Below are 23,422 nucleotides of genomic sequence, written 5' to 3'. Positions count from 1 at the left end.
ATACTTGCTTGTTAATTATTGATGATGAAGTGTATTGCTCGCTTGAATGCCGGTGATTTTTAATCGTTCTAATTCGCAGCTAAACAAAAACTCTAGTGCTTCTAGGTGGCGACGCACTTCAGCAATATTTTTGCCAACTGCATATAAGCCATGACCGCGAATTAATACACCAAATTTAATCGGTGAGTGCAAATGATGATCGCTAACTAATAAGCTTAAACGGTCAATATCTTGGTCGTTATCAAAAATCGGAATGCTTAAGGTTTCTAAATGTGAGGTAAAACCACTGAGTACTTTTTGCATTTCGTAACCGCTTAAATCAAGCTGATGAGCTTGCGTTACTTGTGAAAGCACCGTTGCTGCAACAGATTGAGTATGCAATACACATTGCGCCTCAGGAATTAACTGATACAAACTTAAATGTAATTTCGCTTCGCTTGATAAAGCCTGAGGAGGATTTAAGTTTTGGTGGCCTAACTGTAAAAAATGCTCATGGGTAAGTTGGGCCTTATCGCAGCCATTAGTCGTTATAACGAAGCCATTTTGGGTGCGAGCTGATAAATTTCCACCCGAGGCAGGAACCCAACCTTGTTGGCTGATCCATTTTGCGGCTTCTATAAGGTTTGAAATAGCGGTATGGTTGTCTTGCATATTTTCCTCACAAATAACAATTAAAGTACAGTTTAGACGGCTAAACTTCCGTTTTTAATCATAGCATTGCTCTGTACACAAAACCATCATCAGGAGACTTCGTGTTTGACAGTAAACTCCCCAATTTAGGTATTAGTATATTTAGCCAAATGAGTGGCTTGGCTAATAAGTTTTCGGCAATTAATCTTTCGCAAGGTTTTCCTGAGTTTGATACCCCTGAGTATTTAAAAGCGCAGTTAAGTCAGTACGTAGCCCAAGGAGCTAATCAATACTCGCCTTCCAGCGGTGTACCTAAACTGCAACAGCAAATTGCAGCATTAGTTCAGCGAAAATATGCTGCGCAAATTGATGGAACAAGCCAAGTAACTATAACTTCAGGAGCAACTGAAGCATTATTTGTAGCGATTCAAACTATTGTGCGCGCGGGTGATGACGTTATTGTATTTGATCCTGCTTACGACTCATATCAGCCCGCTATTGAACTAGCAGGCGGCAAGTCAGTGCATGTTGCGTTAGCCGCTCCAGATTACACTATAAATTGGCAAATGGTAAATCAAGCTATCACAGTAAATACTCGTGCAATTATTATTAATACTCCGCATAACCCCAGTGGCAAAGTGTTAAAACAGCAAGATATCAACGAACTAAAAAAACTAGTGAGTGCTCACAATTTATATGTAATAAGCGATGAGGTTTATGAGCATATAACGTTTGATCAACAACCACACTTAAGTGCACTACGTGACGAGGAGCTACTGGCAAAAAGCTTTGTTATTTCAAGCTTTGGTAAAACCTTTCATAGCACCGGTTGGAAAATGGGCTACTGTATTGCGCCCACTGATTTATGCGAAGAATTTCGAAAGATTCATCAGTATGTTACTTTTTCAAGCTTTACGCCTGCACAACATGCATTAGCAGATATGTTAGAGCAACATGCTGAACACATTGACCAGTTAAGTGAGTTTTATCAACAAAAGCGCGATGTACTCAGTAATGCTCTACAAGACAGCCGCTTTAGCATTTTACCAAGTGAAGGCACCTACTTTTTACTGCTTGATTATAGTGATGTATCGGATTTAAATGACGTAGAATTTTGTCAGTGGCTGGTAGAGCAAGCAGGCGTGGCAGCCATTCCACTAAGTGTATTTTACCAGCAGCCAAATAACGATAAGGTTATTCGCTTATGTTTTGCTAAAAACGATCAAACCCTAATAGAGGCGGCGCAAATTTTATGTCAACTTTAACTTTAGCATTATTACAAAGCTCATTGCATTGGCTCGATAAAAAAGCCAATTTAGCTATGTTTGAACAACAACTTGCCAACATCACCAATAAACCAGATTTAATTGTATTGCCCGAAACCTTTGCCACTGGATTTGCGGTTAACCTTGATTGTGGTGAGGCTGAAAATGGCTCAGTACTGAGTTGGCTTAAAACACAAGCTAAACAACATAATGCGGTTTGTGCGGGCTCGGTATTGGTAACTCAAGGAGACAAAAAGGCCAACCGGTTTTATTGGGTAAAGCCAAGTGGTGAGGTACGTTATTACGATAAGCGCCACTTATTTTGTTTGGGTAACGAGGGCGAATTTGTAGTAGCAGGACAAAACCGTGAAGTGTTTGAACTCAAAGGGTTTAAAATTTTACCGCAAGTTTGCTACGATTTACGTTTTCCGGTGTTTCAGCGCAATAACAATGACTACGACGTGATGATAAATATTGCCAACTGGCCAGCTGCAAGGCGTAATGTGTGGGATACCTTATTAATGGCGCGAGCAATGGAAAACCTATGCTACGTGATTGGCGTAAATCGGGTTGGCGAAGATGGTAATGGTATTGACCACAGCGGTGGAACCGCAGTGTATGACTTTAAAGGTGAGCCACTGATTAAAGCGCATGACGACCAGCAAGCACTATTAACAATCACGTTAAATAAAGCGCCGCTTGATGAGTTTAGAGCTAAATTCCCGGCACATTTAGATGCAGATGCTTTTACATTGGTATAAATTAGCGCCTAGCCAATAAAGTGCTAAAATAGCCGCTGATATTTTTATTGGCGGCTTTATGAATACAACCCTTATTACACCGGTAGTTTTAGCAGGCGGCATTGGCACACGGCTTTGGCCGCTGTCGCGCCAAGCAATGCCAAAGCAGTTTTTATCTTTGCTTGATGATAAAAATCAGCAGTCATTATTACAAAATACCTTATTACGTGTTGCAACTGAGGGCTTTAATCCCGCTATTTTGGTCTGTAATGAGCAGCACCGATTTATTGCCGCGGAGCAGGCAGCATTTGCAAAACCCTATGCCATAGTACTTGAGCCAGAAGGTAAAAATACCGCACCAGCTATTGCCCTTGCCGCGCATTATGCTTTAAAAAATAATATTACGGGCCCTTTGTTGGTGATGCCTGCCGATCATCATATTGCAGATTTTACCGGATTAACTGCTCAGTTATCTGATGCGATTAAACTTGCTGAGCAAGGTAAATTAGTTACATTTTCAATTACGCCAACAGAGCCACACACAGGTTATGGGTATATAAAACAGGGCGCAGCCATTAAAGATACCTGTTGTTTTGAAGTTGACCAGTTTAAAGAAAAGCCTGACTTAGCAACTGCATTAACCTATTTAGCTGAGGGCGGTTATAGTTGGAACAGTGGTATGTTCTTATTTACTCCCACTGCTTATTTGCAAGAGCTTGAGCGCTTTGCCCCCAAAATTGCTAAAAGTGTAGCCAGTGCTACTGATTTTAAACAAGACTTAGCGTTTACTAGAGCAAATGCCCATGCACTTGAATCTTGCCCAAGTGACTCAATTGACTACGCTATTTTAGAGCGCAGCAATAATGTAGTGGTAATGCCAGTGGCGTTAAAGTGGAGTGATGTCGGCAGTTTTTCTGCACTGGCTGCGCTTGCAGAAAAGGATTCGCAGGGCAATAGTCAAAATCAGCAACATATTGCACAAAACAGTATTAATAACCTAGTTATTAGTGAGGATGGACACACAATTGCTACTTTAGGTGTGAGTGATTTAGCGATTGTACATACTCATGATGCTACCTTAGTTGCAAAGCAAGATTCGCTTGAAGGCTTACCTTTAATACTTAAGCAATTGGCAATTACGCAAAATGACAAACTGGCGCATCATCAGGTGGTTTACCGCCCTTGGGGAAATTATCGTACACTAGTAGAAAGTATCGGCTTTAAGGTTAAAAAAATTACCGTAAAAAGTGGGGCTAGGCTCTCAACCCAACGTCATCAGCATCGCGCTGAGCATTGGGTGGTCGTATCAGGCACTGCAGATATATGTATTGACCAGCAAAGCTTAACACTGACTCACGACCAATCTTGTTATATTGGTGCAAAACAACTGCACAGCTTAGCGAATAATCAGTCCGAACCCTTAGTTGTTATTGAAGTTCAAACGGGTGCCATTTTAGATGAAAGCGATATAGAGCGATTTGACGATATATACGGTAGGTAAATATTTAAGAGTGTATAGGTACTAATGAGTAAGATAATTTATAAAATAACGCCAGATGTGAATCATTACAGAGTAATTTTTCCTGACAATGAAACTTTATGTGAACCGGAGTTATGGAAACCTGATACTTCTTCCAAAGAGTCTACGCTGATAAATTTTAGTGCTCATTATAACAATGAAAAAGAGACTCCTTTAGGTGATTTTGCTGCAATTAATTTACAGGGTCTTGCTGTATCTGAGCAAGCTGCAAATGAACTGACAGAAATTTTTGAAGATTCTGGAGAGTTACTCCCCTTTTATGTTGGTGATGATAACTGGTATTTTTATAATGTTACTCGGAAAATAGAAGGTATGTTAGATGTTGAGAAGAGCACTTTTATGCTCCCAACTTTAAATATTGGATTACAAAAAGCTATGTTTAGAAAGGAACACTTACCAAAATCTAGCTGCATATTTAAAATTCCAGAAGACCGATTTGAAGGTACTTATGTTTTTGACTCACGTGAAAATGATAAAGAGGTTGCCTTAAACTTATTTTGTGCATTAAATGCATATGGTTTTACAGGGCTTAAGTTTGAAGAAGTTGCTCGATTTGATTAACGCAAGTTGAGGCTATTGCGGGAAATTATTTTCCAATTACTCTAATTGCCCGCGCACATACCTTAAATAGGCTTCTAAACTGTGTTGCCACAGTGTGCTGGCTTCATTTAACGAGTTATTTAATGGTTTTTTATCTAGTAAGCGTCGCTCAATTTTTTTAAGAGCTAGTCCATAGCTATTAAAGCCAAGTTGCATTGCGGTGCTGGCTTGGCGATGTAATAACTTAATGCATTGCTCGGGATCTTGCTCTAATAAAGCTTGGCAACGGCTCAGTTTATTACGCGCAGATAGGATAAACTCATTATAAATAGAAGATACTTCATCAATACTAAAAGAGCTTGTTAGGGTTTCTGTGGCAGTTTCATCGTATAACGTATCAATCAGCTCGACGGCAATGCTAGCTGTTTGTGTTGACTGTGAATCACTCAATGCTTGGCGTAGTTTTTCTTGCTTTAATGGCTTGCCAACAATGTCTTTAATACCCAGTGCTAAGTATTCTTTTATTTCATCAGGGCTCAAACTGGCAGTAAAGGCCAGCACCGGAGTTCGCTGATTTTTATGCTCCACTCGTTTGAGTGTTTTTAGCACTTGCTGCCCTGTTAAATCGGGTAAGTTCATATCAAGTAACACCACATCAAAGTGGTATTTTTTCATCAACTCAATCGCACTTTTGCCATCTTTAGCGAGCTTAATTTTATGCTCGTCGTCAGCCATAAATTCAACAGCTATTTTTTGGTTTAAATCTAAATCTTCAACAAGTAACACATCAAGTCCGGTTAAATAATCCTTACTTTGATGGCGCTGCTCTACAAGGCTAAGTTCACCTATGGCTAGTGTCATGTTAAAGCTAAATACGCTACCCACTCCCAGCTCACTGGTGATTTCTAGTTGGCTATTTATTTTATCGAGAAGGCGACTAGTTATAGCCAGACCAAGCCCCGTTCCGCCTTTTTCCTTACCGGCGCTGCTTTGAATGTAGGGCTCAGTTAAGTAATCAATTTCATCTTTTTCAATACCCGGGCCCGAATCGAGTACACTTACTTTAAGAGTATGATCGAGCTGAGTTTCATTAATTAAATCAATCTGTACTTTTACTGTGCCGGTGTCGGTAAATTTAATCGCATTACCAACAAGATTAATAATGATTTGTCTGAGCTTTTGTTGGTCGCAGTAATAACAGGCTTTATCAGGGATGTTACAGGCAAGCTCAAATTTAAGCTGTTTTTGTTCGGCCAGAGGACTTAACAGCAGGCATAAGTTTTGTAGCCAAGTTTTGAACTCTATGTCTTCTTCGTACAAGGCTTCGTCATGCTGATCTAAGCTTGCGTATTCCAGCACTTTATCTACTAGTAAGTTGAGTGACTCAGCTGAGTTGATAATGGCTTCGCAATAAGCTTTATTGCGGCTGTCGCTAGTTTGGTTTAACACCAGTTGTGCGCTGCCTAAAATGCCGTTTAATGGGGTGCGTATTTCATGGCTTATAGTTGATAAAAAGAGCCCGCGAATCTCTAAGTCTTTGTGTGCTTTTTCGGTAAGTTTATTAAGCCTTAATTCTCTGCGTTCATTACACAATAGCGCCATACCGGCAGCATAAAACATAGGGGCAATCACACTGTTCAAAAATAATAGTGAGTCAAACCATGGGTTTAATATTGCATCTTGTTGTGCAACGCGATCCATAAAAATAGTTCGAGTGATAAAACTGGCTGCAACCAAGGTTAAAATAATAATGTAAACAATACTGGCATTAGGATAAGGTTTTCGCGCATATTTAAAAAAAACAAATAGTAAAAAAGCGGCTTCTACAATATGTTGAAAGTCAGAAATATAAACCCGTGAGCGCATAGATGGCTGAAAAAAAGTGAAGTAAACAAGCAATAAAGCGCTGGCAGCGGTAAATAGGCAAACAAATTTAAAACCACGACCACGATAATTTAAAAACTGACTCAGCGATAAGCAGTGCACAATGGATGCTAAAAACATCATGCTATTAGCAAAGGTAATGGCAAGCTTTTCAGGGATTTTACCTATGAGCGCAAAGCCCACAATGGCGGCTAATAGTAGTAAAGGGTAGGAAATATAAAGTAACGTGCCGGGAACATGCTTATTGGTACGCCAAGTTAAAAAATTTAGTAACGTCATCACTGTCATAACAGCGATACTGGCAAAATAAAGCGTAAATGAGTCGAGCATTAAGACCCCAACAGCGATTTTTAAAGAAGATATAAAAACAGGCACCTAAAGTGCCTGTATTGAATTTATTAAAATAAGCCTTAACGAATCTCGTCAGGAATATTTTGTTGTGCCCAAGAGAGTAGTTCAATACGGTTACGACATTTAGTTTTTCTAAATGCACTGTATAAATGAGTCTTAACCGTGTGCGGGCTAATGCTTAACTCTTCAGCAATTTCTTTATTTTTAGAACCATTACTCATTAACGAGATAATTGCTTTTTCACGTTTAGTGAGTTTGATTGGCTCAATATCACCATCGGTTAGCTTGTGTAGTGCGTCTTTATTAAATTGCAGCATGCGGTTAAGCGCATTACACATAATATCACGACGATACCAAAGCTGATCTTCAAGTAGTAAACGAATCCCTTTCATGAGTACATCAGCATTATCGGTGGTGTAAAATACACCGCGAATACCACTGAGTAATGCACGATTAGCAAGCTCTGGGTTTTCATCTAAATTAAACAACACAATATCGCATTTGATACGCAAATTAACGAGTTGTTCTTTTAGCTTAGTCCACGCGTCTTTACTTGATGTTTCAATGAACAATAAGCGAGTACCTACCGGAACATCTAAAATATTTGTACCCGTAGTTACGTCAAGGCCCTGTGTTTTTAACAAAGGCTCTAAAACGTTAATACCAATAGTGTTAATTGGTTCTTCGTCTAACAACAAAAAGGCTGAACTGCTCATGTTTTTTTACTCTTTTATAAAGCTGGCTAATTAATCTTACCACGATCCCTGCACACCTTTTGTATTAGGGAATAACAATTTCACTGGAGAAAAGGTGCGATTTCCAATTATTTAAACATAAAATGTTGCAAATAAGTAATTGTTTTTTTGGTATATAAGAAAAACGCCGTATTTTTAATGTATTTTTTAAGATACAGGATTTAATGGGTGACTAAAGGGCAACTTTTTTAGTGTTTTGATACGGAGGCCAGCCCATTTCTTTTCCCGCCAGCATATGCAAATGAATATGGTAAACGGTTTGTCCACCGTGTTCATTGCAGTTCATCACCACGCGGTAGCCGTCATCGCTAAAATTAAGTTGTTTGGCAAGCTTAGCCGCTACCACATATAGATGACCAACAAGATGTGAGTTTTCCTCAGTGACATCATTAATCGTGGCAATGGCTTGTTTAGGAATAATCAACGCATGAAAGGGTGCTTGAGGGTTAATATCTTTAAATGCAAGTGCTAGGTCGTCTTCGTAAATAATGTCAGCAGGAATTTCACGATTAATAATTTTAGTAAAAATAGTCTCTTGACTCATAATGATGACTCTAATTTGTTCGATTAATATGTATGTCACTAATGACAAATTTTGCCAGCAGTGTCAAACTGAAATCAACTAAAGGAGTAATTATGCGTAAATCAATATTATTAGGCAGTGTAGCGGCGCTCTTGGTGAGTGCATCTAGTTTGGCAGAAAACATTTACTTTCCCGAGGAGTTTGTTCCTTTACAAGTGGGTGAACGAGTCATTGAAAGTTCGATTTTTAGTCGTGTTGATGATGTTGAATTAGCACCGGGTACTTATCAGTTAAAGCTTAAATACACAGATTTATATGATTTAGGTTATGACGATCACGAAGTGATTGAGTCAGAGCCTTTTTGGGTCAATGTAACCGTTGAAGCAGGTAAAGATTACACCTTAGTATTTAATCGTGCTGAAAATGCGGTGGCAGCGAAAGTATTTGCTGAGGCACCGCAAGTAAGCTTAAAAGCAAAAGGCAGTACCTTAGCTGAGCCATTAAATGTGATAGCTGAACGACAACTACAAAGTTCACAGTTTAATCAGCAGGCCTCAGAAACCCCTGCCGGCCCACAAAAACCAAGCCGCCCAATTAAACCGATTGCGCCAATTAATGGTAAGGGCATGCCAAGCGCTGCCAATATGCTCGACTTTTGGTGGCAACAAGCAACGCTCGCTGAAAGGCAGGCTTTTTTAGATAAAGTAACAAAATAATTAAGCATTAAAAAAGGGCCAAGTTGGCCCTTTTTAATTTATTGATAACGCTATTTAAATAATGCGTCAATGGTACCTTGTGCCAGTGGGTGATAACCCGGACGTGCTTTTAAGTATACGCTTTGTGCCCAATCTTTTTTACCATTGGTAATAAGCGCTTTATAAAGCGGCACGATAAGCTTACGACGACCAATACCCGATAAATGCTTATCAAGCGCAGGGTAAATTGGTTGGTAACCATTACCTACTGCTAGCATGTACCATGCAAACGCACGTTCTGCGTTGGTTGATTGGGTTAAGTTAAACTCGCCGTCTAATTCAGTCATTTTTTCAATGCTTAAATCGCGCGGTAAGTTGTTTAAAAAGTGTAGCCACTCATGCACAGTCCAATTTGCAGTGGGTAATTGTGCGGCAGTTGTATCCCCTTTTAACCAGCTCGCTGTTGCAGTATCGACTTTATCGAACGCGTCAGAGGTTGGGTTAGGTGCATCACTTGGTAAACCTGGCTGAAAAATCCACTCGTTTACTTTATCCATGGTCACTACGCCTGGATACTTTTCAATTAAGTTAGCTTTGATGTAAGTAACAAATTGCGCAGTGGTTAGCGATTTAAATGCAAACTCATTAAAGTAGGTCTTAACAAAATCATCAAACTTATCACGGCCATATTTTTCTTCTAGGTAAATTAAAAATAGCTGACCTTTTGTGTAAGGCACTGAGCTAAACGCATCATCCGGATCGCGGCCATTTAGTTTTAAATTAAGGCGTGTATCTGGGGCATCAATGGTTTTAAGTTGTGCACGCAGGCCAGCTGCATCAAGTGCTTGTTCCATAACAGCACGGTCACGCCCAAATACCTCTTCCATAATGCGGTTTTCAACGTAAGAGGTAAAACCTTCGTTTAACCATAAATCTTCCCATGTAGCGTTCGTCACTAAGTTGCCAGACCAAGAATGTGCCAGTTCATGCGCAATCAGATTAACTAAGCTTTTATCGCCAGCAACAACCGTAGGCGTAATAAATGATAAGCGTGGGTTTTCCATACCACCAAACGGAAAGCTAGGTGGTAGCATAAGTAAATCATAACGACCCCATGCATAGTCGCCGTACATGGCATTGGTTTTGTCGATCATCGCTTGGGTGTCATTAAATTCAGCAACCGAGGCGTCTAAAATAGTTGGCTCTGCAAAAATACCAGTTTGCTTAGACATGGCCTTAAATTCTAAGTTACCTGCACCAATTGCAATTAAGTAAGGTGAAATTGCTTGTGGCATAGTGAAGTGGTAATCACCATCTTTATAAAGAGCATCTTTATTATCTGCACTCATTACTGCACGAATATCCTCAGGGGTATGAATGCGCGCATTATAAGTTACACGCATTGCTGGGGTATCTTGCACTGGGATCCAACTACGTGCATGAATCGCTTGCGATTGGCTATACATAAACGGGTGAGTTTTACTGGCAGTTTGCTCTGGCGTTAACCACTGTAAGCCAGACGCTTCTGGGCGGCTGTTATAGTAAATACGAACTTTTTGTGCTTGATTTTTAAAGGTAATAGTTAGTTTTGAGCCTTTAACATCATCGCGGTTAGCAAGGTTAAAACTAGCTTTATGCCAATTGCCATTTGCCGTTTGATACATCACTTTATCAATATCAAGATCACGGGTATCAAGTACTAGCTTTTTACTGTTGGCATTTTGCCACTGTAGCGTATGCTCAACAAAACCTTCCAATTGCTTATCAGCAAAGTCGATGTCTAAATCAAGGTTTAAATGCGTGGTGATAACATCATCAAGGTTGGCGTAGGAATTTTGATCAATAGCGCTGGCCATTGCTTGCGAGCACATACCTGCCATAGCGAGGCTTAAAAAAAGAGGTTTGATTTTCATAATTACCTTGAGTACAAATAAAAAAAGTGCAGGTTTTATATCATGATTGCTGCAGTGGGTTGAACAATTTTTACAAGCTGATGCGCAATTTGCGACGATGAGTTAAACTAGAGCGATTAATTACTGCTACCTTTAGAGGGCTTTGTGCCGCACTCATTACAACCCCTACATACATTTGCATTAAGTAGCCAATGCCAAAATTTTGTCGAGATTACCGACTCAGCGCAGCTTAAAAGTCAGTGCTTTAAAGTCCCTTTTTGTTTGTTGGGTGAGGGCAGTAATACTATTTTTTTAAATGACTATGCAGGCACGGTCATTAAAATGGCAACCCAAGGCATTACTATAACTGAGCGCTCGCATGACTTTTTAGTTAGTGTAGCTGCCGGTGAAAATTGGCATCAATTAGTGACTTACTTGCTGGAGCAAGGTATCGCGGGGTTTGAAAACTTAGCCCTCATCCCTGGTACAGTCGGCGCTGCACCAGTACAAAATATTGGTGCCTATGGCGTAGAAATAGCTCAGTTTATTGAAGCTGTTGACTATTTTGATATTGATAGCGGTAGCTTTAAATCTTTAACTAATCAGCAATGTCACTTTGCTTATCGTGAATCGGTATTTAAACACGCGCTAAAAAATAAAGCAGTGATCACCCAAGTGCACTTTAAGTTGTCCAAAATATGGCAGCCAGTACTCAGTTATGGGCCGCTACAACAACTAAAAAACCCGACGCCACAGCAAGTGTGCGCACAAGTGATACAAACGCGTAACAGCAAACTTCCAAATCCCTATAAGCTGGCTAATGCAGGCAGTTTTTTTAAGAACCCTATTATCACCAATAGTGAATTAGCGCAGTTAATTACGACATATCCTGAGGTACCTCATTACCCGCATGGTGCCGGTCACCATAAAGTGGCTGCAGGGTGGTTAATAGAGCAAGCGGGATTAAAGGGATATAAAATTGCAGGTATAGAAGTGCATCAACAGCAAGCGCTAGTACTAGTTAATCATGGTAATAGTACAGGGGATGATTTAATTAATATGATTGCTCACATTCAGGATATTGTTTTAACACGTTACAACATAAGTTTAGAACACGAAGTGCGGTTAATTGATCAACACAATGAATGCCATATCTCTTTGGAGCAATCAGTATGAAGGCACCTGATGGAAACAAGTTGGCCATTTTAAATGCGCTCAATAAAGGCGAGTTTGTCTCTGGGCAAGCACTAGGTGATGAACTAGGAATAAGTCGCGCGGCGGTAAGTAAGCATATTCAAAGCTTACAGGCTATGGGCTTAGATGTATTTAAAGTTACTGGTAAAGGCTATTGCTTAAATAATCAAGTAGGTTTACTTAATCAGCAAAGCATACAGCAGCACTATGCTGAGTTAGGCGCTAATACCGCGAATATTGAAGTGCAACCACTGATTGATTCAACCAACAGCGAGTTAATGCGCCGCATTCAAGCTAAAGCAGCACTAAAATCGGGTACCGTGATTGTAGCCGAAATGCAGCAAGCAGGGCGGGGACGTCGAGGCCGAGTATGGCAATCACCCTTTGGTGCAAACTTATACTACAGTTATTTTTGGCGCTTAGACGATGGCTTACAAGCCGCGATGGGCGTATCAATTGCTGTTGGTTTAGCGGTGTATGATGCGATAAAAGCACTTTATGGTATTGAAGTAGAGCTTAAATGGCCAAACGACATTTATATAAACAAACAAAAACTCGCAGGTGTCTTGGTAGAATTAGATGGGCAGCCACAAGGGCCATGTCAGTTGGTAATAGGGATTGGTATTAATTTAAATATGCCACAAAGTGCCAGTCAGTACATTGACCAAGCGTGGACCGATTTAAGTCAGCACACCCAGCAGCTAGATAAAAATCAACTAGTAGCTTCATTAACTTATTGTTTAGAGCAACGCTTAGCGCAATATCGTGAGAATGGCTTACAAACTATGTATCAACAATGGAATGCATTAAATGCATTTGCTGGTCAGCAGGTAGAGCTTAATACCGGGCATCGTAGCTGGTGTGGCATTTGTGAAGGTATAGATGCGCACGGTGGTGTACGTATTCGCCAAGACGGTGAAGTGAAAAGTTATTATGGCGGTGAGATTTCATTAAGAAAGGCGCAAGCATGAGATTACTCATTGATGTAGGTAATACCTCGCTCAAAGCTGTATTGTGGCAAGATGGGCAAATACAGCCATGCGATACTAATAATATTCCATGGCTGCAAATTACGGTTGTTGTTTACGCTTGTGTGGGTCGTAGTGAATTACTCAAGCAGCTATTAGAAAAAGCCCAAGCACAAAATATCGATTGCTTTGAGGCTACGGTTAGTCATGAGCTCGGTACGTTGCATTGCGCGTATCAACAAGTGGGTAATTTGGGTATAGATCGATGGTTGGCGCTCATTAGTGGTTATACGCTTTACCCTAATACGGCCGCAATTGTTGTTGATGCAGGCACGGCAACGACTATAGACGTCCTTAATAATGATGGGCAGCACTTAGGTGGTTGGATATTACCAGGGCTTGATTTAATGACCGCCTCACTCACCCAAAATACTCAGCGCGTATTTGATGATGCAAACACGCCATTTGCTAATGAGCTTGGCAAAAACACTCCTAACGGATTAAAAAATGGTGCTTTAGTGGCAACTATTGGCGCAATTGAACAAGCAAAGCTGCATTTAAATACAAAAAATAGCCTTTTAATTTTTGCTGGTGGTTATGGTCAGCTATTACAAGGGCATTTTTCAGACAGTATTTTCGACCCAATGCTAGTGATGAAAGGCTTAAATTACTGGTATGAGTTAGCTAAAAAGAGTTAAAAACAACAAAAAAACTGCTTTTTGCGCGAATAGTGAGCGTTTGAAGCATAAAATCACATTTTTTTTAATTTTTTGGTTGCATCCCAATAAACCTTACTCTAGAATCTCGCCCCGTACTAAAGCAGTGCCGACTTAGCTCAGCTGGTAGAGCAACTGACTTGTAATCAGTAGGTCAACCGTTCGACTCGGTTAGTCGGCACCACTTTCCTTTTACCGGAAGTGCTTAGTATAAAGAATTATCGTGGAGGGGTTCCCGAGCGGCCAAAGGGATCAGACTGTAAATCTGACGGCTCAGCCTTCGCTGGTTCGAATCCAGCTCCCTCCACCACTTTATTCTAGACGGTTAGAGGTAGTTTAAGAACAGGTTCCTTAAAGCGGGCATCGTATAATGGCTATTACCTCAGCCTTCCAAGCTGATGATGCGGGTTCGATTCCCGCTGCCCGCTCCAATTTGATGATGCTGATATAGCTCAGTTGGTAGAGCGCACCCTTGGTAAGGGTGAGGTCGGCAGTTCAAATCTGCCTATCAGCACCAGTCAATCGAATCTCCTTAAACACTTCCTTTATCTGTCAGAAAAAACTATTTGAAATTTGAAAAAATTAACTTAATCTACCTATGGTGGATTATTTTCATATGTAATCTAGATACACAAAACTGATAGGTTCCGTCATGGCAAAAGAAAAGTTTGAACGCGTAAAACCGCACGTAAACGTTGGTACAATCGGCCACGTTGACCACGGTAAAACTACACTAACTGCAGCAATCACTAACGTACTTGCAAAAGTATACGGCGGTGTTGCTAAAGATTTCGCATCAATCGATAACGCTCCAGAAGAGCGCGAGCGTGGTATCACAATCTCAACTTCACACGTTGAGTACGATACGCCTACTCGTCACTACGCACACGTAGATTGTCCTGGACACGCCGATTATGTTAAAAACATGATCACTGGTGCTGCTCAAATGGACGGCGCTATCTTAGTAGTTGCTGCGACTGACGGTCCTATGCCACAAACTCGTGAGCACATCCTACTTTCTCGCCAAGTTGGCGTTCCTTACATCGTTGTGTTCATGAACAAATGTGACATGGTTGATGATGAAGAGCTACTTGAGCTAGTAGAAATGGAAGTTCGTGAACTTCTTTCTGAATACGACTTCCCAGGTGATGACTTACCACTAATTCAAGGTTCTGCACTTAAAGCACTTGAAGGCGAAGAGCAATGGGAAGCTAAAATCGTAGAGCTTGCAGAAGCACTAGATTCTTACATTCCAGAGCCAGAGCGTGACATCGATAAGCCATTCATCATGCCTATCGAAGACGTTTTCTCAATCCAAGGTCGTGGTACTGTTGTAACTGGCCGTGTTGAAGCTGGTATCATCAACGTGAATGACGAAGTTGAAATCGTTGGTATCAAAGAGACTACTAAGTCTACTTGTACTGGTGTTGAGATGTTCCGTAAGCTTCTTGACGAAGGTCGTGCTGGTGAGAACATTGGTGCACTTCTACGTGGTACTAAGCGTGAAGACGTTGAACGTGGTCAAGTACTAGCTAAGCCTGGTTCAATCAACCCACATACAACATTCACTTCAGAAGTATACGTACTTTCTAAAGATGAAGGTGGTCGTCATACTCCATTCTTCAAAGGTTACCGTCCACAGTTCTACTTCCGTACAACTGACGTAACAGGTGACGTACAGTTACCAGAAGGCGTAGAAATGGTAATGCCTGGTGATAACGTTAAGATGACAGTAACTCTAATCGCGCCAATCGCGATGGACGAAGGTCTTCGTTTCGCTATCCGTGAAGGTGGCCGTACTGTAGGTGCTGGTGTTGTTGCAACTATCGTTGAGTAATCAACTGTTGTAATGCATTAAGCATTAAAAAAAACCCGAGCTTAGCCTCGGGTTTTTTAATGCCTGTAATTTATGTAATGTGAAGGTGGCTCTCTTACCTTAGGCATCGGTGCTTTGTATTAACTATCGCTGAGTAATCAACTGTTGTAATGCATTAAGCATTAAAAAAACCCGAGCTTAGTCTCGGGTTTTTTAATGTTTGAAGTAAAAGTATTAATGTTATCGCTGTAACAGAGTGGGAGCATGAACTTAATCAGTTAGTAACCAGCATTCTTACGTAATTCATCAAGCATATCTTGGTTACCCATCATTTCGTCAAGCGTTGCCCTGACTGCATTGTCAGAGCTATTGTTATAAACTGAAAGTAGATGCTGCGCCATTTGCTTCGTATAACCATCTTGTTTATTTTGAGCTTGGTAGTATTGCGCCATCAGCCCTTGTGCAGCTAAGCGACGGATATAATCATTCGTGTCTTGCTCTAACAAGTTTGTAAATTGCTCTGCAAGGCGGTAATCAAGTACCGGTGTTTGAGTTGATAACTCAACAGCTTGAATTTTAAACTTTTCATCACTACTGTTGTTCGCTAAATTTAAAATGTTACCTACTACTTCATAGTCATACTCAGGCATAGTAGATTTATTTAGAATATACATATTCATTTGCAGTTGGCTCAGTGCAGCTAACCTATTTAAATCAGAGATGCTTGGATCTAAAGTTTGCTCTCTTAATTGAGAGTTTATTTGTTTTGCATAATCAGGTTCTGATTTGATCCTTAAATCATAGTCTTCTGGTAAGTCTGCATAAAAGCTATAAAGAGGATTTTGCTCACGTCGTTTTTCATCTTCTTGCTGCTGTTTTTCCTCTAGTACGTCAAGAACAAGTTCCTTAAATTCGTCGGTATCTTGTTCTTGATAAGAGCCATTAGCGTGCAGTGTTAAGTTTGCTACTTTACGTTGTAGCGAACTTACTTTCTTGCTTAGTTCGTCAATTAAGGCTTCATTTGATTGCTGATATTCTGCAGGAGTACTAATAGAAACTGTGGGGCTTAGCTGTTGCTGCTTGGGTTTATTAAGCGAACTGGGCTGATCTTTAAAAAATGTTCCGTAGCATGAAATTACCAAGGCAAGTGTTGCTATAGTAATCGCAATAGTTCCTTTGTTTATAGTCATAAAATAATCTGCCTCTAAAATGGGTAATTTATCTGTTTTCGAAATATAAGTCTGTTAAAAAATGTGTTAAATGAGGATGAAATATACGGGTTAATTAAGAAGGGGGGGGCGTGAGTGGCGAAATACGGTGTTTAAATTGGCTATAAGCGCTAGACCTAAGCCTAGCGCGTAAAGCTTAATGCGATTTTGCGTATTGCTCAGCTTGCTTCCACACTCTTAGTGTATTGCCGCTTAAAATCTTTTTAATATCGGTATCACTGTAACCTCTGTCCATCAAACCTTGAACTAGGTTAGGGTAGCTAGATACATCCTTTAAGCCGATAGGCAGTGAGTCACCTACACCGTCATAATCAGAGCCAATACCAACATGTTCGATACCAATTAGCTTCACAACGTGATCAATATGATCAAGAACTTGCTCAAGGCTAGCAAATGGAAATGGATTTTTAGCGCGGTACATCGCATCAAAATCTTTAGCTACTTTTTTGCCTTCTTCAGTAATTGTTTGTTTTTTACTTTTGAATTGATCGTACCAACTTCCGGCTTTTGAAGTAACAAAACTTGAACCAAAGTTAATTTGAATCACACCACCGTTCTTTTTAAGGGCTAACAGCATGTCGTCATTCATATTACGCTCAAAACCCGGCGTGTATTTACGTAGTGAAGAGTGTGACGCAATAACGGGTGTGTTAGACAATTCCATTACTTGATAAAATGCATCGTCCGAAATATGCGATACATCAATCAGCATGCCGATGTTATTCATCTCTTTTACTAGCTCTTTACCGAATGGGCTTAAGCCTTTCCACTTGCGACGAATATCGTATGATGAGTCAGAAATATGATTGCTTTGCGAGTGAGCTAGGGTGATGTAACGCACGCCACGATCAAAAAAGTGTTGTAGGTTTTTCATTTCGCCCTCGATAGGCGATCCGTTTTCCATACCCATGGCAATCGACATTTTACCTTGCGCAAATTGTGCTTCTATATCGCTTGTTGAGCTGGCAATGGCAAACTTATCTGGAGCACGAAACGCAATCGCTTCCATACCATCAATTAATTGATTCGCTAATTGAAAGCTTTTTCCTTTGCCTTCAAACTCTAAATGAGCAGGAATATAAATCGACATAAATGGCGCGTTTAAACCGCCTTTTACTGCACGAGGGTAATCAAAATCGCCGCCATCAGTGGCTTTAGTTACATCCGCCCATTTATCATGAATGCGGTAAGGTACATCAATGTGAGTGTCGATTAAAATGGTATCGTGAGCAAGCTTAATTGCTTTATCTGAAGGGGTTATTTCAGCGCTGACTGCGCCGGTTAATGCAATCGACATTGCAGCAACTAGTGAGCTTAGTTTTATCATTTATAATGGCTCTTTGAGTTAAAAAACCATTGTCTATTTTTACGCCGTGTCTGACAAGTTTACTCGTCGAATTGCGCTTCACTTTGCAGTGCTTTGAATTCACTTTTAGAGATTATGGTGACCGATTCGTGCAGTTCAGAGAAAAAAACCATGGCTTCACCGCTTTTTAATTGCTGATTTACTTGCGCCACTTTACTTTCAATACTGAATTCTTGTTCGCCATAATCTGTGCCTTCACGCAGTACATAGCTTTCAATTAGGTTGTACAGTGTGTCTTTATCAAGTTGTTCAAAAGGAATAATCATAGTCACTCTTTATCGGTGTTATTAAATACACATTGCTTAAAATAGTCAGGCACTACTTGCTCTAACCAATACACGGGCTTAAGTGGATTGTTACCGCTAATAAAGCCAACGTGGCCGCCTTTTTCAGAGATACGCAGCGTAACATGCTCACTTACATCCTGACTACTTGGAACCGCTTTAATCGACAGCATAGGGTCGTCTTTGGCATGAATAATTAGTGTAGGTGTCGCAATATCTTTTAAATATGGCATCGCACTGGCTTTTTTGTAGTAATCGTGTGCATTCTCAAAGCCATGCAACGGTGCTGTAAGCTGGTTATCGAACTCTAATAAATCGTCAATTTCCATTAATTGATCAGTAGTGATCGGTATCTGCTGTTTAATTTGCGGTAATTTACGTTGCATCGACTTTTTCATTCGATCGAGCAAATATTTTTGATAAATTTTACCTAAGCTTTTACGAATAACATCACTAGATGATGATAAATCATAGGGCGCAGATATCACGGCAGCTGCGTTAAGCGGGCAGTGAATGTTTTCTTCGCCTAAATACTTAGCCAGTACATTACCACCCAATGAAAAACCCACCGCTACAATAGGGCGATTTGGAAACTGTTGTTTTAAATGATTTATAAAAAAAGCTAAATCGGCGGTGTCGCCACTATGGTAGGCTCTTGGTAAGCGGTTTACTTCGGTTGAGCAGTTTCTAAAGTGCATCAATACGACAGCAAAGCCTTGCTTTTTTAATGCCTTCATCATGCCTTTGGCATAAAAACTGTTGATATTGCCTTCAAGTCCATGAAGTACCACTGCGAGTGGTGCTTTTTCGTTATGCGGGAGTGACCAAGCAAGCTCAATAAAGTCTCCGTCGGGCGTATCAAGTTGCGCAAGTTCGTAGCGAGTATGATGAAAAGGGCGGAAAAAACGCGGTATTATGGTTTGAACGTGTCGGTTGGTCATCCACCATGCGGGTTTGAACTTAGGGATCATGTCTGTACTACGCACTTTGCAATTAACGAAGCGCTAGTGTAGCAAATTTTTTATATTTAAAAATAAAAAGCGCCTAATCAGTAAACTAATAAGGCGCTTTGTGCGTCGTGCTTAATGCTGTTCTTTAATATCTGCATCGTGTACTTTTTTCATGAAAAAATACACAAAGAAGAGGCATAAACTAATAACGACGCCTAAAAATCCAAATGATAAAAATAGTACTGGGTCGCTAAAAAAATCTCTAAAGAATACGTCCATAATTGCCTCCTGATGTCTATGGGGTAATCATAGGCTGGCTCAGTGGTACTTGATATGATCCAGATCAAGCTATTTTACAGATTATAAAATGGGCAATGCAGATGTTGATTTTGATCAATAAAGTTAAGTCGATTTTGCACTTTTTAGTAAATTATCTGCGATTTTTTAATCACTTTTATAATAAAGATGGTCAGCAAAGTTCAGCTTTGAATAACCGTTGCTTTGTTTTAGGTTAAATAAAATAAACCTGGTGTTAAATATATTTGACATGGCTAAAAAGTGAACTCATAGTTTAAAAGTCAAAAATATTTTACTTGGAGTTAGCTTTATATGACTCGTTCAGAGCACTTTAAAGAACTTTTACAAAGCATAAGTTTTAGAGAACTGACGCTGAGTATCGATTTACTAGTAAGCGTGTACATATCTTACTTTTATGTAAACAGCCTAATGAATGCGAGTACGCAGCAGCTTAGTTCTGTTTCTTGGTTATCTGGCTTATTGCTACAGGTGTTAATTTATTCTGTGATACTTATAGTATTGAGCTATTTATTACTTACATTTATCAGTGATAATGAATTAAATCAGCCACCTGATGTGAGAGAAAAGCAAATAAATTTAGTGGGTTATAAATACAAGGCCATAATCTTACAGGCGGGAATTTGTGTTGCTATTTTTCAATATCAAATTGAAGCTAATAACTGGGGCCCAGCTATCGAATATAATATTCCATATTTACCAATGCATATCATGGTAGGCGCTTTTTTGATTGCCGAAATAGTCAATTACATAGCGCAGCTTTATAAAGGCAGAACGGGTGATATCTATGAGTGAGTATGCAATAACTAACTCTATTCGAACATTACGCTTTTTACGCGATGAAATGACGCAAAAGCAGTTAGCAGATGCTATTGGCGTAACGCGGCAAACGGTAATGGCAATTGAGGCAAATAAATATTCACCCACTTTAGAGGTGGCTTTTAAAATTTCTTTAGTTTTTAACTTACCTTTAGAAGAGGTATTTCAATACAAAACTAAAGATATATAGCTTGGTGTATAAAAGTAAACCAAAGTAACCATGTATATAAGAGCTAATATTCATAATATAAATGGCTTTATGATCTGATGAAATGAATAGTGAAAAATTATGTCAAATATTTATCGCTGTTATTGGGCGTTGCACAAGGTGTTAAATTCATACTATTAACTTCATCAATCAATATTTTCTGTTGCTGCTTTTCTAATTTTAGCTCGGCACCGAGAAGTGCTTTTCGAATTGCGGCGTAATCTGTAACCTCGGTTTTATTGGCTTTTAAATAGGCACGTGTGGCTCGTAGTGGCTTCAATGCCTGCTTATCAAACTCACTAATTGATTGTTCAAGCTTGCTTAGCTGTGTTTGGTTAATAGCTAGATTGAGAGAATCTAAGTAATACAGCAACAAGCATAGGTTGACGTTTTTACCTAGCTGGTTTTGATAATCCAACAGGCGCGTTTGCATGTCACCTTTGCTGTAAAGGTTACATGCAAACTGCCAAAAATCATTGCTGTTAAGCAAGTGCATCGGCGAATGCCTGCTCTTTTTGTTCCATTTCTTCAAGGGCCATAAGTAGCTCTTCTTCAACATCGTTAAGTTTAGGCGTGAGTGTGGCTTGTTTAGTAATTAACTCTTTAAGCTTGCCTTTATTTTCGTCGTTATAGAGAGTGTTATCGCCTAGCGCCTCTTCAACGTCAGCTAGTTCTGCAGCAAATTTATCTAATTGCTTTTCAAGTTTTTCAATTTGCTTTTTCAGCGGCTGAATCGCTTTTCTAAACTCGGCTTCTAAGCGCTTTTGCTCTTTACGGTTAACTTGTGAATGGGCTTTTGGCTCTTCGTAGGTGTCGTTTTTAGCGGCTTCTTTATTAGCATTAAGCAGCCACTGATAATATGCATCTAGGTCGTAGCCAAATTGGGTGACCTCGCCATTATCAACTAAATAAAATTCATCGGCGGTATTTTTAAGCATATGACGGTCATGCGATACCGTGACCATAGCGCCTTCAAAGCCTTGTAATGCCATAACTAAAGCGTGGCGCATTTCTAAATCAAGGTGGTTGGTTGGCTCATCGAGTAGTAGTAAATTTGGTTTTTGATAAACCAACATAGCCAGTACTAAACGGGCTTTTTCACCGCCTGAAAACGGTGCTACAGGGTCGAGTGCTTTATCGCCTACAAAGGCAAAACCGCCTAAAAAGTCACGCAATGATTGTTCGCTGGCTTTTGGGTTTAAGCGTTGCAGGTGGGTGACGGCACTGGCTTTTAAATCTAGAGACTCCAGTTGATGCTGCGCAAAGTAGCCAATGTTTAAGCCTTGATGCTGAAACACTTCACCTGCTTGAGGTTGTAAGTCACCTGATAGTAATTTAATCAGTGTTGATTTACCTGCGCCATTTCTGCCAAGTAGTGCAATACGGCTGCCTGGTACTAAGTTCAGCTTAATACTGTTTAAAATGGTGACATCGCCATAACCGGCTTTGGCTTTGTCGAGTGTCATTAACGGGTTAGGCAGAGCGGTTGGCTCGGCAAATTCAAAATCAAATGGCGAGTCAACGTGTGCTGGGGCAAGTTTTTCCATTCGCTCTAGCGCTTTAACACGGCTTTGTGCCTGTTTGGCTTTACTAGCTTTGGCTTTAAAGCGGGTAATGAACTGCTCAAGATGCGCTATTTGTTCTTGTTGTTTTTCAAACATGGCTTGCTGCTGCAATAGGCGCTCAGCTTTTTGGCGTTCAAACTGCGAGTAGTTACCTTTGTACACATTAATAAGTTGTTTATCTATATGCCAAATTTGATCAACCACAGCATCTAAAAACTCACGATCATGAGAAATAAGTACTAGCGTGCCGGTGTAGGCACGTAAAAAACGCTCGAGCCAATACACGGCATCTAAATCTAGGTGGTTTGTTGGCTCATCCAGTAATAGTAAGTCGGCATCGCGAATAAGCGCTTGGGCTAAGTTTAAGCGCATGCGCCAACCACCCGAAAATGCACTAACCGGGTTTTCTATTTGATTATTAGCAAAGCCTAAACCATGTAACAGCTCACCTGCCTTGGCTTCTATGCTATAGCCTTTAATGTTTTCAAGCTGAATATGCACTTTAGCTTGAGTGTCGCCATCGTTATTTTGCTCGGCTTCACGCAGCGCAATTCGTAGCGCATAATATTCAGGGTGGCCTTGCAGTACGTAATCTATGGCGCTTATTTCAAGGGCGGGGGTTTCTTGCTTTACCGAGGCCAGTGACCAATCTTTAGGAATACTGTAATTACCGCCATCTAACGAAAGCTCAGACTTTAATAAACTAAATAGCGTTGACTTACCACAGCCATTGGCACCAACAAGGCCTACTTTGTGCTCTGGAAATAATGTAGCCGATGCATTTTTTAATAAAGCTTTGCCACCGCGAAGCAGTTCTATTTCTGAGATTTGGATCATAAATACGTTACTTTACTGTGCCTTGATTGAATTGCCGCCATTATAACACGGATCTTATTAGCCATATCAATCGTATCAAGTAGGCAAATATTGCGATAAAATAACGTCAGTCAAAATGGTAGGAAAAGCGAAGTGAAACATAAAAAACGATTTATTGCTGGAGCAACGTGTCCTGAGTGTAAAACCATGGATATGTTAATGCTTTACAAAGAGCACGACGTAGAAAAAGTTGAATGTATGCAGTGTGGCCATAAAATGGCTCAACCAGAGCAGGCTGTGCAGGCATCAACACGCCAATTTGAACAGATCATTGGCGTGTTTAATCCAGGCGATTAGTGCC

The 23,422-nt window shown here is 40.2% G+C and carries 23 protein-coding genes and 4 tRNA genes; 16 read left to right on the top strand and 11 right to left on the bottom strand.

Annotation, left to right across the window (positions count from 1 at the left end; genetic code table 11):
* Window positions 1-15 precede the first annotated feature (15 nt).
* The gene (locus ACNSN3_RS14315) at window positions 16-651 is read right to left on the bottom strand and encodes a methylthioribulose 1-phosphate dehydratase (protein WP_138596601.1); all 636 of its coding nucleotides are present in this window, start codon (window positions 649-651) and stop codon (window positions 16-18) included.
* Window positions 652-752: 101 nt separating this feature from the next.
* On the opposite strand from ACNSN3_RS14315, the gene ACNSN3_RS14310 reads away from it, so the two are divergent.
* The 4 genes from ACNSN3_RS14310 to ACNSN3_RS14295 are packed head-to-tail and all read left to right on the top strand — an operon-like array spanning window position 753 to window position 4,736.
* The gene (locus ACNSN3_RS14310; protein ID WP_418607838.1) at window positions 753-1,895 is read left to right on the top strand and encodes a methionine aminotransferase; all 1,143 of its coding nucleotides are present in this window, start codon (window positions 753-755) and stop codon (window positions 1,893-1,895) included.
* Window positions 1,883-2,656, top strand: coding sequence for an amidohydrolase (locus tag ACNSN3_RS14305; RefSeq protein WP_418607837.1), 774 nt, complete (start codon window positions 1,883-1,885; stop codon window positions 2,654-2,656). Before ACNSN3_RS14310 ends, ACNSN3_RS14305 begins: the two co-directional genes overlap by 13 nt.
* 58 nt (window positions 2,657-2,714) lie before the next feature.
* Window positions 2,715-4,136 (top strand): mannose-1-phosphate guanylyltransferase/mannose-6-phosphate isomerase, encoded by a 1,422-nt coding sequence (locus tag ACNSN3_RS14300; RefSeq protein WP_418607836.1) that lies wholly within the window; start codon window positions 2,715-2,717, stop codon window positions 4,134-4,136.
* A gap of 24 nt (window positions 4,137-4,160) precedes the next feature.
* A complete protein-coding gene (locus tag ACNSN3_RS14295; protein WP_418607834.1) occupies window positions 4,161-4,736 on the top strand; it encodes a hypothetical protein in 576 nt (191 codons plus the stop codon).
* Between the two features lie 36 nt (window positions 4,737-4,772).
* Here the strand turns inward: ACNSN3_RS14295 and ACNSN3_RS14290 are convergent, their stop codons facing one another.
* The 3 genes from ACNSN3_RS14290 to ACNSN3_RS14280 all read right to left on the bottom strand — a co-directional run bounded on the left by ACNSN3_RS14290 (window position 4,773) and on the right by ACNSN3_RS14280 (window position 8,249).
* The gene (locus tag ACNSN3_RS14290) at window positions 4,773-6,929 is read right to left on the bottom strand and encodes a response regulator (RefSeq protein WP_418607832.1); all 2,157 of its coding nucleotides are present in this window, start codon (window positions 6,927-6,929) and stop codon (window positions 4,773-4,775) included.
* Window positions 6,930-7,009: 80 nt separating this feature from the next.
* Window positions 7,010-7,666, bottom strand: a complete 657-nt coding sequence (locus ACNSN3_RS14285) for a helix-turn-helix transcriptional regulator (RefSeq protein ID WP_008108518.1) — start codon at window positions 7,664-7,666, stop codon at window positions 7,010-7,012.
* Window positions 7,667-7,877: 211 nt separating this feature from the next.
* Complete coding sequence (locus ACNSN3_RS14280; RefSeq protein ID WP_010392287.1) at window positions 7,878-8,249, bottom strand: histidine triad nucleotide-binding protein; 372 nt, start codon at window positions 8,247-8,249, stop codon at window positions 7,878-7,880.
* A gap of 92 nt (window positions 8,250-8,341) precedes the next feature.
* Here ACNSN3_RS14280 and ACNSN3_RS14275 point away from each other — a divergent pair, with 92 nt between their 5' ends.
* Window positions 8,342-8,944 (top strand): DUF2057 domain-containing protein, encoded by a 603-nt coding sequence (locus ACNSN3_RS14275; protein WP_138623634.1) that lies wholly within the window; start codon window positions 8,342-8,344, stop codon window positions 8,942-8,944.
* Between the two features lie 50 nt (window positions 8,945-8,994).
* Here ACNSN3_RS14275 and ACNSN3_RS14270 read toward each other — a convergent pair whose 3' ends face one another.
* Window positions 8,995-10,836, bottom strand: coding sequence for a M1 family metallopeptidase (locus tag ACNSN3_RS14270; RefSeq protein WP_055012298.1), 1,842 nt, complete (start codon window positions 10,834-10,836; stop codon window positions 8,995-8,997).
* Window positions 10,837-10,980: 144 nt separating this feature from the next.
* Here ACNSN3_RS14270 and murB point away from each other — a divergent pair, with 144 nt between their 5' ends.
* The 8 genes from murB (at window position 10,981) to tuf (ending at window position 15,530) form a co-directional block, all read left to right on the top strand.
* Entirely contained in the window at window positions 10,981-11,991 is a 1,011-nt protein-coding gene (gene murB / locus ACNSN3_RS14265) for a UDP-N-acetylmuramate dehydrogenase (protein WP_178956759.1), read from the top strand.
* The gene (birA, locus tag ACNSN3_RS14260; protein WP_418607828.1) at window positions 11,988-12,980 is read left to right on the top strand and encodes a bifunctional biotin--[acetyl-CoA-carboxylase] ligase/biotin operon repressor BirA; all 993 of its coding nucleotides are present in this window, start codon (window positions 11,988-11,990) and stop codon (window positions 12,978-12,980) included. Before murB ends, birA begins: the two co-directional genes overlap by 4 nt.
* The gene (locus tag ACNSN3_RS14255; protein WP_418607826.1) at window positions 12,977-13,675 is read left to right on the top strand and encodes a type III pantothenate kinase; all 699 of its coding nucleotides are present in this window, start codon (window positions 12,977-12,979) and stop codon (window positions 13,673-13,675) included. The genes birA and ACNSN3_RS14255 overlap by 4 nt, the downstream gene beginning before the upstream one ends.
* A 126-nt stretch (window positions 13,676-13,801) precedes the next feature.
* Window positions 13,802-13,877: transfer RNA gene (locus ACNSN3_RS14250), tRNA-Thr, on the top strand.
* A gap of 41 nt (window positions 13,878-13,918) precedes the next feature.
* Window positions 13,919-14,003, top strand: a tRNA-Tyr gene (locus ACNSN3_RS14245).
* A gap of 46 nt (window positions 14,004-14,049) precedes the next feature.
* A tRNA-Gly gene (locus ACNSN3_RS14240) sits at window positions 14,050-14,124 on the top strand.
* Between the two features lie 10 nt (window positions 14,125-14,134).
* Window positions 14,135-14,210, top strand: a tRNA-Thr gene (locus ACNSN3_RS14235).
* A 135-nt stretch (window positions 14,211-14,345) separates the two neighbouring features.
* Window positions 14,346-15,530 (top strand): elongation factor Tu, encoded by a 1,185-nt coding sequence (tuf, locus tag ACNSN3_RS14230; RefSeq protein ID WP_109875886.1) that lies wholly within the window; start codon window positions 14,346-14,348, stop codon window positions 15,528-15,530.
* A gap of 257 nt (window positions 15,531-15,787) precedes the next feature.
* Here tuf and ACNSN3_RS14225 read toward each other — a convergent pair whose 3' ends face one another.
* From ACNSN3_RS14225 to ACNSN3_RS14210, 4 genes are all read right to left on the bottom strand, one after another.
* Window positions 15,788-16,699: a hypothetical protein gene (locus ACNSN3_RS14225; protein WP_418607824.1), complete on the bottom strand. Its 912-nt coding sequence runs from the start codon at window positions 16,697-16,699 to the stop codon at window positions 15,788-15,790.
* 175 nt (window positions 16,700-16,874) lie between these two features.
* Window positions 16,875-18,065, bottom strand: a complete 1,191-nt coding sequence (locus ACNSN3_RS14220) for a dipeptidase (protein ID WP_193051264.1) — start codon at window positions 18,063-18,065, stop codon at window positions 16,875-16,877.
* A 59-nt stretch (window positions 18,066-18,124) separates the two neighbouring features.
* Window positions 18,125-18,370 (bottom strand): YheU family protein, encoded by a 246-nt coding sequence (locus tag ACNSN3_RS14215; RefSeq protein ID WP_008114225.1) that lies wholly within the window; start codon window positions 18,368-18,370, stop codon window positions 18,125-18,127.
* A gap of 2 nt (window positions 18,371-18,372) precedes the next feature.
* Window positions 18,373-19,359 (bottom strand): hydrolase, encoded by a 987-nt coding sequence (locus tag ACNSN3_RS14210; protein ID WP_075170821.1) that lies wholly within the window; start codon window positions 19,357-19,359, stop codon window positions 18,373-18,375.
* Window positions 19,360-19,947: 588 nt separating this feature from the next.
* On the opposite strand from ACNSN3_RS14210, the gene ACNSN3_RS14205 reads away from it, so the two are divergent.
* Entirely contained in the window at window positions 19,948-20,448 is a 501-nt protein-coding gene (locus ACNSN3_RS14205) for a hypothetical protein (RefSeq protein ID WP_010392329.1), read from the top strand.
* Entirely contained in the window at window positions 20,441-20,662 is a 222-nt protein-coding gene (locus tag ACNSN3_RS14200; RefSeq protein ID WP_010392331.1) for a helix-turn-helix transcriptional regulator, read from the top strand. The genes ACNSN3_RS14205 and ACNSN3_RS14200 overlap by 8 nt, the downstream gene beginning before the upstream one ends.
* A gap of 97 nt (window positions 20,663-20,759) precedes the next feature.
* On the opposite strand, the gene ACNSN3_RS14195 is transcribed toward ACNSN3_RS14200, so the two are convergent.
* Both ACNSN3_RS14195 and ACNSN3_RS14190 read right to left on the bottom strand, forming a co-directional pair.
* On the bottom strand, window positions 20,760-21,176 hold the full coding sequence (locus tag ACNSN3_RS14195) for a TIGR02444 family protein (RefSeq protein WP_418607820.1): 417 nt from the start codon (window positions 21,174-21,176) through the stop codon (window positions 20,760-20,762).
* Window positions 21,163-23,082, bottom strand: a complete 1,920-nt coding sequence (locus ACNSN3_RS14190; protein WP_418607819.1) for an ATP-binding cassette domain-containing protein — start codon at window positions 23,080-23,082, stop codon at window positions 21,163-21,165. Before ACNSN3_RS14190 ends, ACNSN3_RS14195 begins: the two co-directional genes overlap by 14 nt.
* A 132-nt stretch (window positions 23,083-23,214) precedes the next feature.
* Between ACNSN3_RS14190 and ACNSN3_RS14185 the strand changes: the two genes are divergently transcribed.
* Entirely contained in the window at window positions 23,215-23,418 is a 204-nt protein-coding gene (locus ACNSN3_RS14185; protein ID WP_008114218.1) for a YheV family putative zinc ribbon protein, read from the top strand.
* Window positions 23,419-23,422 lie beyond the last annotated feature (4 nt).

The organism is Pseudoalteromonas sp. US3C1004 (assembly GCF_048401065.1).
Classification (GTDB): Bacteria; Pseudomonadota; Gammaproteobacteria; order Enterobacterales; family Alteromonadaceae; genus Pseudoalteromonas; species Pseudoalteromonas undina.
The sequence above is the reverse complement of the archived record's forward strand: the minus strand, read 5'-3'. Positions and strand labels throughout refer to the sequence as shown.